Origin of the sequence: Amycolatopsis sp. NPDC051102, assembly GCF_040682815.1 — a bacterium.
GTDB lineage: Bacteria > Actinomycetota > Actinomycetes > Mycobacteriales > Pseudonocardiaceae > Amycolatopsis.
The window spans coordinates 333,070-349,707 of the sequence record NZ_JBFBBT010000006.1 but is presented as its reverse complement, the minus strand read 5'-3'; the positions used below and the strand labels follow the sequence as shown (position 1 = coordinate 349,707).

Annotated in this window: 12 protein-coding genes; 9 read left to right on the top strand and 3 right to left on the bottom strand. The window is 73.7% G+C overall.

Annotated features, from left to right (window positions below):
- Positions 1-175 precede the first annotated feature (175 nt).
- Positions 176-1,357: a glycoside hydrolase family 3 N-terminal domain-containing protein gene (locus AB0M93_RS20625; RefSeq protein ID WP_364275692.1), complete on the bottom strand. Its 1,182-nt coding sequence runs from the start codon at positions 1,355-1,357 to the stop codon at positions 176-178.
- Between the two features lie 151 nt (positions 1,358-1,508).
- Here AB0M93_RS20625 and AB0M93_RS20620 point away from each other — a divergent pair, with 151 nt between their 5' ends.
- From AB0M93_RS20620 to AB0M93_RS20600, 5 genes are read left to right on the top strand one after another with little or no spacing between them, the layout of a single operon-like run.
- The gene (locus AB0M93_RS20620) at positions 1,509-2,087 is read left to right on the top strand and encodes a LuxR C-terminal-related transcriptional regulator (protein WP_364275690.1); all 579 of its coding nucleotides are present in this window, start codon (positions 1,509-1,511) and stop codon (positions 2,085-2,087) included.
- 9 nt (positions 2,088-2,096) lie between these two features.
- Positions 2,097-3,353: an extracellular solute-binding protein gene (locus AB0M93_RS20615; RefSeq protein ID WP_364275688.1), complete on the top strand. Its 1,257-nt coding sequence runs from the start codon at positions 2,097-2,099 to the stop codon at positions 3,351-3,353.
- Between the two features lie 6 nt (positions 3,354-3,359).
- Entirely contained in the window at positions 3,360-4,265 is a 906-nt protein-coding gene (locus tag AB0M93_RS20610; protein WP_364275686.1) for a sugar ABC transporter permease, read from the top strand.
- Positions 4,262-5,086 (top strand): carbohydrate ABC transporter permease, encoded by an 825-nt coding sequence (locus tag AB0M93_RS20605; RefSeq protein WP_364275684.1) that lies wholly within the window; start codon positions 4,262-4,264, stop codon positions 5,084-5,086. Before AB0M93_RS20610 ends, AB0M93_RS20605 begins: the two co-directional genes overlap by 4 nt.
- Positions 5,083-6,480 (top strand): GH1 family beta-glucosidase, encoded by a 1,398-nt coding sequence (locus AB0M93_RS20600; RefSeq protein ID WP_364275682.1) that lies wholly within the window; start codon positions 5,083-5,085, stop codon positions 6,478-6,480. The genes AB0M93_RS20605 and AB0M93_RS20600 overlap by 4 nt, the downstream gene beginning before the upstream one ends.
- On the opposite strand, the gene AB0M93_RS20595 is transcribed toward AB0M93_RS20600, so the two are convergent.
- On the bottom strand, positions 6,439-10,068 hold the full coding sequence (locus AB0M93_RS20595) for a BTAD domain-containing putative transcriptional regulator (RefSeq protein ID WP_364275680.1): 3,630 nt from the start codon (positions 10,066-10,068) through the stop codon (positions 6,439-6,441). The genes AB0M93_RS20600 and AB0M93_RS20595 overlap by 42 nt on opposite strands.
- 388 nt (positions 10,069-10,456) lie before the next feature.
- Complete coding sequence (locus tag AB0M93_RS20590) at positions 10,457-13,654, bottom strand: BTAD domain-containing putative transcriptional regulator (RefSeq protein ID WP_364275678.1); 3,198 nt, start codon at positions 13,652-13,654, stop codon at positions 10,457-10,459.
- Between the two features lie 293 nt (positions 13,655-13,947).
- Here AB0M93_RS20590 and AB0M93_RS20585 point away from each other — a divergent pair, with 293 nt between their 5' ends.
- From AB0M93_RS20585 to AB0M93_RS20570, 4 genes are read left to right on the top strand one after another with little or no spacing between them, the layout of a single operon-like run.
- Positions 13,948-14,193 carry a WXG100 family type VII secretion target gene (locus AB0M93_RS20585; RefSeq protein ID WP_364275676.1) on the top strand — a complete coding sequence of 82 codons (246 nt, stop codon included), beginning with the start codon at positions 13,948-13,950 and terminating at the stop codon, positions 14,191-14,193.
- Positions 14,190-14,435 (top strand): hypothetical protein, encoded by a 246-nt coding sequence (locus tag AB0M93_RS20580; RefSeq protein WP_364275674.1) that lies wholly within the window; start codon positions 14,190-14,192, stop codon positions 14,433-14,435. The genes AB0M93_RS20585 and AB0M93_RS20580 overlap by 4 nt, the downstream gene beginning before the upstream one ends.
- Positions 14,436-14,481: 46 nt before the next feature.
- On the top strand, positions 14,482-15,084 hold the full coding sequence (locus AB0M93_RS20575) for a response regulator transcription factor (RefSeq protein ID WP_004560905.1): 603 nt from the start codon (positions 14,482-14,484) through the stop codon (positions 15,082-15,084).
- 48 nt (positions 15,085-15,132) lie between these two features.
- A complete protein-coding gene (locus tag AB0M93_RS20570; protein WP_364275673.1) occupies positions 15,133-16,458 on the top strand; it encodes an amidase family protein in 1,326 nt (441 codons plus the stop codon).
- The last annotated feature ends 180 nt before the right edge of the window (positions 16,459-16,638 follow it).

Here is a 16,638-nt window from a genome sequence, read left to right as displayed (position 1 = left end):
CAGCCGTTTCTGTCGGTGCCCTCCGGTAGGCTGGAAATCGGGGGCTGCTCACGTCGATTCCCTTGTGCCGCAACGGAAATCTCCGCCCGGCTTTCACCCGGTTCAGCGATGATCTTTCGCACGCGTGTTCGGTAGCGTCGTTCAGGTGACCGCGAAAGGAGATCACGTGAAAACGTCAACCGCAGAGGCCCTTGCCCCGCAGCACCCGAGCCACCGACTCCTGCACGCGGGCCGGGGGCAGTTCCCCGGCCTGCACCGCCTTCACCAGGCGGTCGAGCACCTCGTCCACCCGGCCCCCGGAGGACCACAACGCCTCGTCCGCGCCCGCCTGCAATGCCTTCAGGACCGCGTCCGGCAGCGAATACTGCGCCGTGATCGCCTTCATCGCGCCGAGATCGTCCGTCACCACGGGCCCGGTGAAGGCGAATTCGCCGCGCAGCAACCCATAGGCGGCCGGAGACAGGGAAGCCGGGACCCCGCCGGTCAGGTCGGGCACGTCGAGGTGACCCATCATCACCGCGACCGGGCCGTAGCCGGCCAAACCGCGGTACGGCACCAGGTCGACCGCCCGCAGCTGGGCGAGCGGCGGCGTGACCACCGTGCCCTTGTGGGAGTCGCCCGAGCCGTGGCCGTGGCCCGGGAAGTGCTTCAGCACCGGCTGCACACCCGCGTCGCGGAGCCCGGCCGCGAACGCGGTCGCGTACGTCTTCACCCGCGCCGGGTCCGGGCTGAACGACCGGTCGCCGATCACGTCGTCGTCCGGGGCGTCCGTGACGTCGGTGTCCGGGGCGAAGTCGACCGTCACCCCGCGGGCGCGCAGCTGGCGGCCCCGCTGGGCGGCCAGCGCGCGGACCTCGTCGGGCGACTTCGTCGCGGCCATCGTCCGGGCCGACGGGAGATCGCCGTCGAGGTCGTCGATGCGCTGGACGCGGCCGCCTTCCTCGTCGACCGACACCGCCACCGGCACCTTGGCCGCGGCCTGGACGGCGGCGAGCGCCCGGTCTTTCAACAACGGTGTTGCGCTACCGCCGATGAAGATCCCGCCGACCTGGTGGTCGCGCACCATGGCCACGGTGGCGGCCGGATTGTCGCCGGAGACGCCCACGACGACCAGCTGGGCGACCTGGCTGCGGACGTCGAGGCCGTTCGCCAGGGAAGCGCAGTCACCCGGCCGCGCGAGCCGGGAGGTCGGCACGGACGTGCCGGGCGCCGGAACGGCCGGGACGACGGCCGGTGGCGTGGAGGCCAGGGGCAGGGCCAAGCCGGACACGGTCCGCGGCTGCAGCCCGGCGACCAGCGAACACCCGGCCACGATGGTGAACGCCACCCCGAAGGCGGCAAGACGTCGGCGGTTCATCGGTCCCTTCACTCGTCCGTGTGTCACCCGACCGTAGTCGACGCCCAAACTTCACGGCGTGAAGAATGGCTCCGTCCGCCTTAGAGATTTCGTGAAGGCACCCTCAGCAGACTGACGCTGTCAGGGATCGGCGTGCGCGGAGGAGGGGTCGATGGACCAGGTGCGAGTGGCGGCGTGGGCGTCGGACCCGATCGCGCTGACCGGGCTGATCAACCACCTGAAGGCCCGCCCGGAGCTGCTGGTCCTGCCGCGTGCCCGCCGGGGCGAGGCGGCCGTGCTGGTGTTCGCCGTGGGAGAGGTCGACCGTGAGGCCGTCGCCGCGCTGCGTGCCGCGGCCGCCGAGTCGCCCGCCGCGATCGTGCTGGTCGCGGGGCACGTCGACCCGGCGCACGTGAACCTGCTCACCGAGTGCCACGTCTCGGCCGTGCTGCCGCGGACGGCGCTCGACCGGCTCACCGCGAGCGTGCTCGCCGCCGCGCGCGGCCGGTCGGCGCCGCTGCGCGAGCAGGTCGAGGCCCTGGCCGGCGAGGGCGGCGGTGCGGCGCTGACGCCGCGCGAGGTGGATGTGCTTCGCCTGATGGCCGAAGGCTGGGACACTGCCGAGATCGCGGGCAAGCTCTGCTACTCGGAACGGACCGTGAAGAACGTCATCTACGCCATGACCAACCGGCTCAACCTGCGCAACCGGCCGCACGCGGTCGCGTACGCCGTACGGGCCGGTGTGATCTGAGGAAGCCTGTTGCGCACGATCGCCCGCCGGACCGCCCTCGTGGTCGCCGCGTTGATCCCGCTCGCCGCCTGCAGCCCCGCTGACACCGGGGGGAAGACGAAGCTCACCATCGCGACCTTCGGGGAGTTCGGGTACGCGCCCCTGATCGCCGAGTACGAGAAGCTGCACCCGGACATCACGGTCCAGAACCGCGTCACGGACTTCGACACCCACCACAAGGGTCTCGCGACGCAGCTCGCCACCGGGCACGGCGCGGCCGACGTGGTCGCGATCGAAGAGCAGTACATGCCGCAGTACCGGAAGGCGAAGGACAAGTTCACCGACCTCGCCGCCTACGGCGCCCGCGACCTCGAACGTCAGTGGGCGCCGTGGAAGTGGGCGCAGGGCACCGACGGCGCCTTCGTGCTCGGCCTCGGCACGGACATGGGCAGCCTCGCCCTCTGCTACCGGCGTGACCTGTTCCAGGCCGCGGGCCTGCCGACCGACCGCGACGAGGTCGCGAAGCTGATGCCGGACTGGAACGCCTACGCGGCCACGGCGGAACGGTTCACCGCCAAGACGCCGGGCGTGAAGTTCGCCGACTCGGCCGGCACCGTCTACACGGCGATGCTCAACCAGTCGCCCGAGAACTACTTCTCGCAGCGGGACGACTCCTTCATCGCCGACCGCAACCCGAGCGTCCGCGGCGCTTTCTTCCTGGCCGGCGGCATCGCGGCGAAGAAGCAGACCGCGGCGGCCACCACCTTCACGCAGGCGTGGAACGTGGCGATCAAACAGGGTTCCTTCGCCACCGTCGCCTGCCCGGCCTGGATGCTCAGCCAGATCAAGGAAGCCGGCGGCGAGGGCGCCCGCGGCAAGTGGGACGTCACGACCGTGCCCGGCCGGAGCGGCAACCAGGGCGGCTCGTTCCTGACCATCCCGAAGCAGGGCCAACACCCGAAGGAGGCGTACGAGCTCGCCCGCTGGCTGACCGCCCCGGAACAGCAGAAGAAACTCTTCCTGTCCGACGGCATCCTGCCCAGCGAACCGGCCGTCTACCAGGATCCGCAGGTCGTCGCGCACACCGACGCCTACTTCGGGGACGCGCCGATCGGACGCATCTTCGCCGCGTCGGCCGATCAGCTGCGCCCGAACTACCGCGGCCTGCGCGACGCCGACGTCCGGCCGGAGTTCGGCCGCGCTCTCGGGCGGATCGAAGACGGCACCGAGACCGTCGACCAAGCTTGGGCGAAAGCCGTCCAGCAGGCGCAAGCCGTCCTGAAGTAGCCGCGCGTGCAGCACCGGCTCGCCCGTTTCGACCGCAAGGTCACGCCGCTGCTGCTCGTCGCGCCCTTCTTCGCGCTGTTCGTCGTCTTCGGCGCCTTCCCGCTGCTGTACACGGCGTGGGTTTCGCTGCACGACTGGAACCTCCTCGAAGGCGACCAGGGTTCCTTCGGCGTCGCGAACTACGGGAATCTGCTCACCGACCCGGACTTCTACAACGCCCTCACCAACACCGTGAGCATCTTCCTGCTCGCCGCGATCCCGGAATTCCTGCTGGCGCTGGGCATCGCGGCGCTGCTCGACCGGCCGCTGCGCGCCGCGACCTGGTGGCGCACCGGGATCCTGCTGCCGAACGTCGTGTCCGTCGTCGCCGTCGGGCTGGTGTTCGGGCAGCTGTTCAGCCGCGACTTCGGCGTCGTCAACGAAGTCCTCGGCTGGTTCGGCGTGGCGCCGGTCAACTGGCAGGCGACGACGTGGTCGTCGCACTTCGCCGTGGCGAGCATGGTGCTCTGGCGCTGGACCGGTTACAACGCGCTGATCTACCTGGCCGCGATGCAGGCCGTCCCGGACGACCTGTACGAGGCCGCGGAGCTCGACGGTGCCTCGCGGTGGCGGACGTTCTGGTCGATCACCGTGCCGGGCATCCGGCCGGCGCTGGCCTTCACCGCCATCGCCGGCACGGTCAACGGCCTGCAGCTGTTCGCCGAGCCGCAGCTGTTCGACGCCGGCGGCTTGGGCGGGACGGGCGGCAACGACCGCCAGTTCCAGACGCTCGCCATGTACCTGTACGAGAAGGGGTTCACGCACCTCGACGCCGGCTACGCGGCCGCCCTGACGTGGGTGATGTTCGTGATCTGCGCGCTGTTCGCCCTGGTCCACTACCGGCTGGTGCGCCGGTTCGTGAGGTCGGCGTGACGTCCCGGCGCCGGCCCGGCGGCTGGGTGTACGCCGTGCTGACCGGGGTGCTCGGCGCGTCGGTCTTCCCGCTGTACTGGTCCTTCGTCGTCGCCACGCGCGACAACTCGGCGATCGGGGAGACGTCGCCGTTGCTGCTGCCGGGCGGGCACCTCGCCGAGAACGTCCGGCGGGTCTTCGGCACCGTCGACTTCTGGCTGGCCATCGGGAACTCGCTGATCGTCGCGGGCACCGTCACGGTGGCCAACGTCGTGCTGGCCGGCCTCGCCGGCTTCTCCTTCGCGCGGCTGCGGTTCCGTGGCCGCAACACGCTGTTCCTGCTGGTCGTCGGCTCGGCCATGGTGCCGGCGCAGCTCGGTGTCATCCCGCTGTACCTCGTCGTCGGCGACCTCGGCTGGTACGGGCGGCTCGAAGCGGTGATCGTGCCGGCGCTGGTCAGCGCCTTCAGCGTGTTCTGGATGCGGCAGGCGTGCGAGAACGCGATCAGCGCGGACCTCGTCGACGCCGCGACCGTCGACGGCTGCTCGATCCTGCGCACCTACTGGCACGTGGCGGTGCCCGTGCTCCGCGGGCCGGCCGCGGTGCTCGCGATGCTCACGTTCACCGCCACCTGGAACGACTACTTCTGGCCGCTGGTGGTCCTCGACCCGAACGAGACGCCGACCGTGCAGGTCGCCCTGTCGCAGCTGGCCAGCGGCTACTACACGGACTACGCGCTCATGCTCACCGGCGCGACCGTCGCCGTCGTGCCCGTCATCGCGCTGTTCCTGCTGCTGGGCCGCCACATCGTGCGGGGCATCTTGAGAGGGGCACCGGTATGACCTTCCCGGCGGGTTTCCTGTGGGGCGCGGCGACCGCGTCCTATCAGGTCGAAGGCGGTGTCACCGAAGGCGGCCGCGGGCCGTCCGTCTGGGACACCTTCGCGGCGGCCGACGGCAAGGTGCTCGGCGGCGCGACCGGTGCCGTCGCCTGCGACCACTACCACCGCTACCCCGAGGACATCGGCCTGCTGGCCGGTCTCGGCCTGAACGCCTACCGGTTCTCGGTCGCGTGGCCGCGGGTCATGCCGGACGGCCGGACGACGTCCGCGGCCGGGCTCGCCTTCTACGACCGGCTGGTCGACGAGCTGCTGAGCCACGACGTCGTGCCGGTGCTGACGCTCTACCACTGGGACCTGCCGCAGGCCCTGGAGGACGCCGGCGGCTGGCCGGAGCGGGACACGGCCGCGCGGTTCGCGGACTACGCCGCGGTGGTGCACGCCGCGCTCGGCGACCGCGTGCAGCAGTGGACGACGCTCAACGAGCCGTTCTGCGCGGCCTTCCTCGGCTACGGCAGCGGCGTGCACGCACCGGGCGTCCAGGACCACGACACGGCGCTGGTCGCGGCCCACCACCTGCTGCTCGGGCACGGCTTGGCGATGCGTGCGCTCGCCGGGCAGGCGCGGCCGGGCCACCGGTTCTCGCTGGCCCTGAACTTCGCCCCGGCCATCCCGGACGGCGACACCCCGGCCCACCGCGAGGCGGCCCGCAAGTTCGACGGCATCCACAACCGGTTCTTCCTCGACCCGGTGCTGGGCCGGGGTTACCCGCAGGACGTCGTGGCCGGCGCCGAACACCACGGCGGCCGCTTCGCCGCGGCGGTGCGCGACGGCGACACCGACATCATCGCGGCCCCGATCGACTGGCTGGGCGTGAACTACTACGCACCCGCGCGCGTCACCCCGCTCGACGACCCGCTCGCCCCGAGCAACTGCCCGCTGCCGGCGTTGCGCGGCTTGGACGTCCTGCCGGCACGCCCACCGCTGACGGCGTTCGGCTGGGAGCAGGCCCCGGCCACGCTGACGGACCTCCTGCGGTGGATCGACGCCCGCTCCGGCGGTCTCCCGCTGGTGGTGGCCGAGAACGGAGCGTCCTTTGTGGACGAGGTGGTCGACGGCCGGGTCCACGACACCGACCGGGTCGCCTACTTCGCGGCCCACGTTCGCGCGGTCCACGACGCGATCCGCGCGGGCGTCGACGTTCGCGGCTACTTCGCCTGGTCCCTGCTGGACAACTTCGAGTGGGCGATGGGCTACACCCAGCGGTTCGGCCTGGTCCACGTCGACTTCGAGACCCAGCAGCGGACGGTCAAGGACTCCGGCCGCTTCCTCGGCCGGATCGCGAAGGCCAACGCGCTAGGTGCGGCGGCGGACGGCGTCGGCGACGCCCGAGCGTGACGGCGTCTCCAGCTTGCCCAGCAGCCGCGCCACGTGGGCCTGGACCGTCCGGCGCGGCAGCGACAACTCCGCCGCGATGTCCGGGTTCGAGCGGCCCTCCGCGACCAGGCCCGCGATGCGGACCTCGATCGGCGTGAGCGAGTCCCAGCCGTGGCCCGGGCGGATCGGGGAGAACAGCGCGCCGCGGCGGACGCCGAGGCGGCGCAACCGCGTTTCCGCCCGTCGCAGGTCCCAGCGCGCCGCCAGCGCGGTGTACAGCTCGGCGGCCTCCTCGAACGCCGCGTGCGCCGCGTCCAGGCGGCCCGCGCGGGCCAGCAGCACCGCCGCGTCCTCCAGCGCCGCGGCCAGTTCCGGGCGGCGGCCGACCGCGCGGAAGTGCTCGGCCGTCGTCAGCACCGGGGCCGGGTCCTCCTCGATCAGCCCCCGGCACCACGAGGCCGCCGCGTGGGCCCGCGCCGGACGTCGTTCCTTCGCGGCCTCCTCCTCGCACACCGCCAGCGCCCGGCGCGCGCGGGCGGTGTCGTCCTGCTCCATCGCCAGCCGCACGAACGCCGGCAACCACTGGTGCCGCAGCATCATCTGCGCGTACGTCGGGTTCAGGATCGGTTCGAGGACGGCCATCGCGCGGACGCGGTCGCCGCGCTGCTCCGCCGCCAAGGCGTCGGCGACGAGCAGGAAGTCGAAGCTCTCGCGCTCGGCGCCGGTGGCCGGGGCGTACTCCTCCGCCGCGTCCAGGTGGGCCGCCGCCTGCGCGCGGTCGTCGCGGCGGCCCGCGATCAGCGCCGCGACGCCGTGCAGCAGCAGCGCCGCCGGGCCCGGTTCGCGCAGGCCGTTGAACGTGATCGCCGGGCCGTCCTCGATGACCGTGTCGAGCTCGACCAAAGCCTCGTCCCAGCGGCCTTCCCAGTACCGGTGCACCGCGGCGGACACCTGCAGCCCGACCGGCAGCGCGTGCCGCGCGGCGACTTCGCCCGCCGCCCGCAGCGCGTCGCCCGCCTCGGCCAGCCGGTCCAGGTTCTGCAGGGTGAACACGCGGTTGTCGAGCAGGTCCAGGTGCAGGTCGGCCAGCTCGTGCTCGTCGCCGACGGCCTCGATCGCCGCGTCGATGTGGCCGAGCGCGCGCTCGTGCTCGCGGCGCACCGAATCGACCAGCCACAACGACTGCAGCGAGTGCGCGGTCAGGTAGCGGTCACCGCCGGCGAGCGCTTTCGTCTCGTGCGCGGTCCGCTCCGCAGTGTCCAAATCGGACAGTGAGCCGCGGCGGAAGTTCGCCAGCAGCTGCCGGTGCTTGACCCGCCAGAGCTCCGGCACGGCCGGGTCGTCGACCGACGCGGCGAGCGTCGCGACGGCGCCTTCGGTGTCGCCACGGCGGTGCCGCAGCGCCGCGAGCACGTGCCGCATCTCTTCGACGGCGTCCGGCTCGACGGCGACTTCGAGAGCCTGCCGCGCCAGCGCTTCCGGGCTGCGTTCCAGCCGGAACAGCACCTTGACCAGCGCCACCAGCAGCGTCTCCCGGCGCGGGTCGCTGCCGGCGCACGCGGCCAGCGCGCGTTCGAGCAGCTCGACGGCGATCAGCGGCGCGCGGGTCGACACGGCGGCGTGGTGCGCGGCGAGCCAGTCCAGCACCCATTCGTCCACTGTGGCCGGTGCCGCCACCAGCTGCTCGGCGACGCGCTTCACCGGCGCGCCGATCCCGGCGAGCGCCTCGGCCGCCTGCCGGTGCAGCGCCGCCCGCGTCCCGGCCAGCAGCCGGTCGTACAACGCCTGGCGCAGCAGGGGATGACGGAACGCCAGCTGCGTGCCGGTGTCGATGAGCACGTTCGCCGTCACGGCTTCTTCCAGCGGTTCCAGCAGGTCCGACGGCCGGGAGCCGAGCACCGCGGCGACGTCGCCGACGGCGAACTCCATGCCGAGCAGCGCACCCCAGCGCAGCACTTCCTGCGTCCGCGCGGTCAGGAAGTCCAGCCGCCGGTCGACCGCGGCGACCAGCGACCGCGGGGCCTCGAACTCCGCCGGGTCGTCGACGTCGGCCTCGCCGCCGTTGACCGCGACCGCGCCGGCGCGCTTCAGGACGTCGACCATTTCCTTGACGTACAACGGGTTTCCCGCACCACGGGCGGCCAGCTCGCGCAGCCCCGGCCCGGGCGGCGCCCCGAGCTGGTCCTCGATCAGCCGGCCGACGTCGTCGCCGGTCAGCGGGGCGAGGTCGAGCACCACCCCGTCGCGCGCCTGGACGCCGCGCCGCAGCTGGGCGAGCTCGGCGCGGTCCGGCGCCGGCCGGGTGGCGGCCACCAGCAGCAGCGGCAGCTGCCGGGTCGCCGCGCAGAGCCGGTGCCAGACCAGCACGGACGCCTCGTCCGCCCACTGCAGGTCGTCGAGCACGAGCACCTGTGGCGACTCCGCGCACAGCTCGTCGACCAGGGCCAGCAGCCGGTCGACGGCGCCGAGCACCGGGTCGGCCGGACCCCAGCTGCGCCGCACCGGCCCTTCGCCGGCGAGCTCCGCGGCGACCCGCGCGCGCCGCGGGTCGGGCGAGTGCACGTCGATGGCCAGGCACTCCAGCACGACCTGCAGCGGGAACCGGGTGCTCAGCTCGTCGGCGGCGGCCCAGAGCCGCTGGAAGCCGGGCCCGTCCGGCAGCGAGCTGGCGAGCAGCTCGGACTTCCCGATCCCGGCGTCACCCTCGATCCAGACGGCCCGCCCGCGCCCGGCGCGCACGTCGGCGACGAGCTCGGCGAGCCGCGCGGTCTCGGCTTCCCGCCCGAACAGCCGGTGCCGGGTGACGACGACGGGCGCCGCGGGCACGTCGAGCGCGGGATCCTGGGCGAGGATCTGCCGCTGGAGCCGTTGCAGCGCGGGGCCGGGTTCGACGCCGAGTTCCGCGACGAGCGTGGCGCGGGTGTCGCGGAAGACGTCGAGCGCGTCGGCGGGCCGCCCGCTGCGGTAGAGGGCGAGCATGAGGGATTCCCGCAGGGATTCCCGCAGCGGGTGTTCGCCGGCCAGCACGGCCAGCTCCGGCGCGAGATCGAGGTGCCCGCCGAGGGCGAGCAGGGCTTCGGCCCGCCGTTCGAGGGTGGCCAGCCGGAGTTCGGTGAGGTATTCGCGGTGCCGCTCGGCGAACCCGCCGGGCACTCCGGACAACGCTTCGCCCTGCCAGAGCCCGAGCGCGGCGTCGAGCTCGGTGACGGCGGCCCGCGGATCACCCCGGTCGAGGTGCCGTCGCGCGCGTTCGCGGTGCCGTTCGAACAGGGCCGCGTCGAGCGCGTCTTCGCCGAGCAGCAGCGAGTACCCGGCGGGGTCCGACACCAGGACGCTGGCCGCCGACCAGCGCGACCGGCCGGGTTCGAGGGCGCGCCGCAGCCCGGAGACGTAGGTGTGCACGCTGCCCTCGACGCTGGCGGGCGCGGAATCACCCCACACCCCGGCGATCAGCTCGGCCCGGGGGACCGGACGGCCGGCGTTGACCGCGAGAACCGCGAAGATGGCGCGCTGACGGGCGGGGCCCAGGCCGATTTCGGCCGCCCCGCGCCAGGCCCGCAGCGGGCCGAGCACGCCCACCCGCAGGCCGGTGTCCGCATCCCCTGGCATCTCGTGCCGTCCCCTCTGGGGCGCCGCCCCAGACCCCGATTCCCCCAGGGACATCTCGGTACCGAACTACTCAGCTGACCTTACCGACGTGGCAACCCCCGGCAAGGTTGCGTGTTCAACTGCCGAACGGGGGAGCGAGGTCGGCGAACGGCACATCGAGGGACCGCGGGGACCGCCGGGCGGGACGAGGGGGCGTGCGGCGGGGGTGCGGCGAAGCGAGGCGGGGCGCGCTGCGGCGGTGGGGCAGGGAGGTACGGAGCAAGGTGGCCGCATGGCGTGGCGGCCGAGGTGCGGCGGGTCGCGGGGCGGGCTGTGCGGAGCTCGGGCCGCCTGCATGGCGAGGGGGCCTAGCCTGGGCAAGGCCTGCGTGATGCGGCAGCTCCCGGGGTCATTCCCCCGCGACGGCCCGCGACCGCACCGGATGCGCCCGCCGGATGCCGAACGGCTGCATCCGGGCCTCCGCGCGCCGCACGTCCCACACCGCGCCCATTCCCGTGTACGCCGTCAGCGCCGCCCGGAATGCCGTGCGCGCCTCGGTCAGCTCTCCGGACTCCGCCAGCAGGATCGCCGCGTCCTCGGTCGCCTTCGCCTGCTTCAGCAGTCGGCCCGCCGCCCGGTAGTGCCCCGCTGCCGTCAGGACCGGTGCCGGGTCTCCGGCGACCAGCCCCCGGCAGTGCGCGGCTGCCGCCGCGTGGGCCGGTGGGGTGTCGCCCTCGGGCTCGAGCAGGCGCAATGCCTCCTGCACGCGCTGCCCGTCGCCGAGGGACAACGCGATCCGGATCAGGTCGGGGAGCCACTGGTGGCGGGCCGCCGGCGGGTAGTTGTCCTCCAGCAGCGGCAGCAACGCCGTCAGCGCCGCCTCCGGCCTTCCCTCCTGCTCGGCCAGCAGGGCTCGGGCCGCGAGCAGGAAGTCGCCGCCGTCGGGTTCGAGGCCCGGTGGCCACTGCCGGCTGTCGGCCGCGTCCAGGTGCGTTCTGGCCTGGGCCGGTTCGCCGCGGTGACCGGCGATCAGCGCGCCGACGCCGTGCACCAGCAACGCCGAACCGGGGCTGCGGAGCACGTAGGACGCGGTCTCGGCGCCGTCGCGGATCACCGCGTCCAGCTCGGCCAGTGCCGCGGGCCAGCGGCCCAGCCAGTAGTAGTGCACCGCGCCGGCCAGGTGCATCTCGCCCGGGACCGCGCGGGTCGCGGCGATGCGCCGGGCGGCGTCGAGCGGCTCGGCGGCCTCGTCGAGGCTGTCCAGGTTCGGCACGGCCAGCGCCGCGTCGTCCAGCGGGTGCAGCCCGGCCGGGGCCAGGGCCGTCTCTTCGCCGAGCTTCTCGAGCGTGGCCAGCAGGGCCTCGTGCCGCCCGCGCCACATCTCCGGGACGTCGGCGTCGTCGAGGGTGCGCTTGAGCTCGGCGGTCGCCTCGGAGAAGTCGCCGCGGCGGTAGTAGACGTAGGCCAGGATCCAGCGCATCTCGGCCGCGCGCCGGCTGTCGGATGTTCGCGCTACCACCGAGCGCGCCTCGGCTTCGGGTTCCCGGCCGAGCCAGAACAGCAGCCGGGCCAGGGTCGCGGTCAGCGTCTCCCGCGCGTCCGGCGGCAGCGTGCCCTGCGTGACGGCGTGGCGCAGCAGGTCCACCGCAACCCGCGGGGTCTCGGTCGCGACCGTGCCGATGTGCTCCAGCAGCCACGCGGTCACCCACGGATCCACCTGCGCGGGCGCCGCGGCGAGCTGCCCGGCGACGCGGTCGGCGGGCACGCCCGCGGCGGCGAACGCCTCGGCCAGCTGCCGGTGCAGCGCCACCCGCATCGCCGCGGGCGTCTTTTCGTAGAGCACGCGGCGCACCAGCGGGTGCCGGAACGCCAGCCGGTCGCCCGACTCGACGAGCACGCCGGACGCGATGGCCTCGTCCACCGCGCCCACCAGCGCCGTCGGCGGCCGCTCGGTGGCGACGGCGATGTCCGCCAGCGTGAACTCCCCGACCAGCAGCGCGGCCCAGCGCAGGGTGTCGCGGGTCCCGCTGGACAGGAAGTTCAGGTACAGCGTGATCCGCGAGCCCAGCGGTGACGGGATGCTCTGGCACGAGTCGCCGTCCAGGTGCGCGTGGACGCCGTCGAGCACGATCATCGCCTGCGCGAGCAGCGTCTCGACGATTTCCCGGACGTAGCGCGGGTTCCCGGCCGCGTAGGACACCAGCAGCTGCAGCCCCGGCCCGGGCGGTGCGCCGACCAGCTCGGTGGCCAGCTCGCGCGCGGCCGTTTCGGCCAGCGGCGGCAGCGCGAGCAGGGTGATGTCATCGTTGTCGAGCTCGGCACGCAGATCGTCGAGCGCGGCCGGCCGCGGCACCGGGCGGCAGGCGCCGACGAGCAGCAGCGGCAGCTGCCGCGTCTCCCGGCTCAGGTAGCGCCAGACGCGCAACGTCGTGTCGTCCGCCCACTGCAGGTCGTCGACCACCAGCACCAGCGGCGCTTCCGCGCACAGTTCGCGGACGAGCTCGAGCACGCCGTCGACCGGGTCCTCGCCCGACTGCGACGCGAGCGCGGCCCGGCGCTCGTCGGTGGCGCGCGGGTGCACGCCCAGCGCGTCGAGCAACGGCCGCAGCGAAAACCGCTGGTCCAGCGCGTCTGCGGCGGCGAAGGCGGGGTGGCGGTCCCGGGTCATCGCGAGCAGTTCGGCGAGCAGCGCCGTCCGGCCGCTGCCCGGCTCGCCTTCGAGCCACACCGACCGGCCCACGCCGGCCTCGAGGCCGTCGACGGCCTCGCGCAGCCGGGCCAGCTCGGCCTCGCGTCCGACGAAGATCTCCGCGCGTTCCGGCCTCGCCGCGGCCGGGAACCGCGCCGGACGCGGCGGTGGCGGCGGATTCGGCGGCGGTGCCGCGGGTTTCTGCAGCAGCTCGTCGTGCAGCCGCCGCAGCGCCGGGCCCGGTTCGGTGCCCGACGCCTCGACGAGCCGGTCGCGGATGTCGGCGTACACCGCGATCGCCTCGGTCCGCCGGTCGGCCTTGACCAGGGCCCGCATGAGCAGGCCCCGCAACGTTTCGCGGAACGGGTGCTCGCGGGTCAGCGCGGTCAGTTCGGCGACGAGCTCGGCGTGCCCGCCGGAGTCCAGCACGACTTCGGCGCGCCGCTCGATCGTCGCCAGCCGCACTTCGGTCAGCCGCGCGCGCTGGGCGGCGGCGAACGGTCCGGGCAGGCCGGACAGCGGAACGCCGTGCCAGAGGCCCAATGCCTCGTCGAGTGCTTCGCGTGCGCCGCGGAGATCGCCCGCCGCCTGCCGGCGTTGCGCCTGCTCGCGCAGGGCTTCGAACCGGTGGACGTCGATCGCGCCGGCGTCCAGGCGCAGCGAATAGCCGGACCCGATCGACGCGAGCAGCTGCGGGCCTTCACCCTTGGCGCGACCGGGTTCGAGCGCGCGCCGCAGCCCGGAGACGTAGGTGTAGATGGAGCCCTGTGCGCTCTGCGGCGGCGCCTCGCCCCAGACGGCGTCGATCAGCTCCTCGCGCGAGACCGTGCGGTTCGGGTGCATCGCCAGTGCGGCGAGGACCGTCCGCCGGTGCGCGGAGCCGAGGTCGAGCTCCACATCGCCCTGGAAGGCCTTCATCGGGCCCAGCAGCTGGAGTCTCAACGACGCGGTTGGGGGGTCCAGGGGGGCTCGCCCCCCGGCTGGGGTCTGGGGCTCGGCCCCAGAAGGGGGCAGCGCGGAGCCGTCCGCGGCCGACATCGGTCTCCCTTCGTGCGCGACGAACCGTCACGCGCCGGATGCCTGCCGTGAGCATACGCGGAAGCCGTGAACCGGCAGGCAAGGATGGCGGACATTCGGGCAACGCCCGCGCGGGCGGGTTCCGCGCCGGCCCCGCGGTGCGCGAGGCTCGGGGAGCCCGAGAGGAGCTCCGCATGCCGACCGATGACATGCAGCGGGCCGCTGCCAGCTTCGCGTACGCCCTCGACGCAGCCCGCTCTCGCCTTCGCGACGTCAACAGCGAGATGGCGATGGCGCAGGCGTCGTGGCGCGGCGAGGCGTCGGTGCGGTTCGGCCAGGCGATGCGCGACTGGGAGCAGGAGTACGACGTGATCCTCTCGCGGCTGGCGGAGCTGCTGGAGACGACCGGCGGCCCGATGCCGCGGCCGCGCCTGCCGTGACCCGGCTCGACTTCAGCTTCGCCGGTCTGGTGCTGGACCGGATGGACGGCATCTCCGGCGAGCTGGGCGAGCTGCTCGCCGAACTGGAGTCCCGGGTGGAGCCGGGGCTGGCCGGCTGGACCCCCGAGGCGCGGGAGGAGTACCTGCGTGCCCGGCGCGACTGGGCGCGCGCGGCCGCGCGGCTGCCGGACTGCCTGGAGCGGGCGCGGGCGGCGTTCGGGGAGCTGTCTTCACGCGCGTGAAGGCGGAATAGGGACGGCGTGAAGACGTCCCGGCCACACTGCGGGCATGAAGCCCGTCGAAGTGAGCGTCCTCGCCTCGGACCCGATCACGCACGCCGGCGCGGTGAGCCTGCTGGACGCGCACCCGGACGTCCGGCTGACCGACCTCGTGCCGGACGTGCTGCTGGTGATGGAGGACCACGTCACCGAGGCCGTCCTGGGCGAGATCCGCGCGGCGAAGGCGTCCCACGTCGTGCTGGTGGTCGAGCACTTCCGCGAGAGCGACCTGATGGCGGCGCTGGAATGCGGCGTGGTGGCGGTCCTGCCGCGCCGCGAGACGGGCGGCGCCGAGCTGGTGACGGCGGTGCTCGCCGCGGGTGACGGGACGGCGAACCTGCCGCCGCGGCTGCAGGGCGCGCTGCTCGCGCAGGTGCAGCGGATGCGCAAGGACGTCCTGGAACCCAACGGCCTCACGCTGTCCGGGCTCGCGGCGCGCGAGTGCGATGTGCTGCGGCTGGTCGCCGAGGGGTTCGGGACGGAGGAGATCGCGGCGAAGCTGTGCTACTCCGAGCGGACCGTGAAGAACGTCCTGTACGGCCTGATGACCCGCTGCGGCTTGAACAACCGCGCCCACGCCGTCGCCTACGCGCTGCGGGCCGGCGCCATCTGAGACGTTTTCTTTGCCACTGTCACCTTTTCGTGGGTTAGGGTCGCGATCATGGTGCTCACGGCAGTGGAGATCGCGGCGTCCGTCCGGGCGGGCAAGCTCGATCCGGTGCGGGTGACCGAGGAGGCCCTGGAGCGGATCGCGGCGGCGGACGGCGTGGTCGGCGCCTTCCGGCGGGTGCGCGCCGAGGAGGCGTGCAAGGAAGCCGCCGAGGTGGCCGCGCGGCCCGATCTCGCGTCGCTGCCGCTGGCCGGGGTGCCGGTCGCGGTCAAGGACGTCACGGAGATCGCCGGCGAGTACGCGACGCACGGTTCGCTGGCGGGGCCGTCCACGAAGGCGACTGCGGACGACGTGATCGCGGCGCGGCTGCGCGCGGCGGGCGCGGTGCTGGTGGGGCTGACGCGCGTGCCGGAGCTGTGCATCTGGCCGATGAGCGACGACCCGGACGGCATCGTCCGCAACCCATGGGACCCGACGTACGCCTCGGGCGGTTCGTCGGGCGGCAGTGCGGCGGCGGTGGCGGCGGGCATGGTCCCGCTGGCCCACGGTTCGGACGGAATGGGCTCGGTCCGGTTGCCGGCGGCGATGTGCGGCCTGGTCGGCCTGAAGCCGGGCGCGGACCTGCTGCGCGAAGGCGGCTGGTTCGGCATGTCGGTCCACGGCCCGCTGGCCACGACGGTCGCCGACACGGCGCTGCTGCTGTCGGTGCTGGCTGCCGCGCCTTCGCTGGCTTCGGTGCCATCGCCGTCTTCGGTCCGTATCGGCATGTCGACAACGGTCCCGTTGCTGCACACACCGGTCCCGAAGGAGCTGGTGGCGGCGGTCTCGACGGCGGCGGGCGTGCTGGCCGCCCAAGACCACACGGTGACCCCGGCGGCCCCGCGCTACCCGCCGACGATGGTGCTGGGCATGACGGCCCGCTGGCTGGCCGGCCCGGCGGAGCAGGCTCGCGGCTTCAGCTTCGCGGCGTTGCAGAAGCGGACCCGAGCGCACGTCCGCGCGGGACGGCTGGTCCAGCGGGCGGGCTTGATCCGCGAGTCCACGCAGCGGCGCTGGGTGTCGCGGGCGGAGGAGTTCTTCGCGGAGCACGACGTCCTGCTGACACCGACGCTGTCGCACTGGCCGGTGAAGGCGGGCCGCTGGCACGAGCGCGGGTGGCTGCCGAACGTCCTGCCGTCGACGCGCTTGGCGGGCTTCACGGGCCAGTGGAACTTCGCGGGTTATCCGGCGATCACGGTCCCGACGGGCCGCTCGGCGGTTTCGGGCCTGCCGACCTCGGTGCAGCTGGTGGCGCGTCCGGGGGAGGAGTCCCTGCTGCTGGGCTTGGCGGCCCAGCTGGAGTCGGCCAACCCCTGGCCGCGAACGGCCCGCAACTAGCCACCCACCGAGCCGAGCCGAGCCGACACCGGCCAGGGAACTGCCCGCCGGTGGAAGAGCGGCTGCCGGCCGCGGCTGACGATCCGAAACTGTCGGTCCCCACCGGTAGCGTGGAAAACGGGGGCTGCTCAGCCCCGGAAAGCAGCAAAGGCCGCCCCGATCGCTCGAGGCGGCCTTCGC

Excerpts from the sequence above, each read along its gene's own strand:
- AB0M93_RS20600 (WP_364275682.1), top strand. The coding sequence starts at position 5,083 with ATGACCTTCCCGGCGGGTTTCCTGTGGGGCGCGGCGACCGCGTCCTAT.
- AB0M93_RS20570 (WP_364275673.1), top strand. The coding sequence starts at position 15,133 with ATGGTGCTCACGGCAGTGGAGATCGCGGCGTCCGTCCGGGCGGGCAAG.
- AB0M93_RS20585 (WP_364275676.1), top strand. The coding sequence starts at position 13,948 with ATGCCGACCGATGACATGCAGCGGGCCGCTGCCAGCTTCGCGTACGCC.
- AB0M93_RS20575 (WP_004560905.1), top strand. The coding sequence starts at position 14,482 with ATGAAGCCCGTCGAAGTGAGCGTCCTCGCCTCGGACCCGATCACGCAC.
- AB0M93_RS20590 (WP_364275678.1), bottom strand. The coding sequence starts at position 13,654 with ATGAAGGCCTTCCAGGGCGATGTGGAGCTCGACCTCGGCTCCGCGCAC.
- AB0M93_RS20620 (WP_364275690.1), top strand. The coding sequence starts at position 1,509 with ATGGACCAGGTGCGAGTGGCGGCGTGGGCGTCGGACCCGATCGCGCTG.
- AB0M93_RS20595 (WP_364275680.1), bottom strand. The coding sequence starts at position 10,068 with ATGCCAGGGGATGCGGACACCGGCCTGCGGGTGGGCGTGCTCGGCCCG.
- AB0M93_RS20625 (WP_364275692.1), bottom strand. The coding sequence starts at position 1,357 with ATGAACCGCCGACGTCTTGCCGCCTTCGGGGTGGCGTTCACCATCGTG.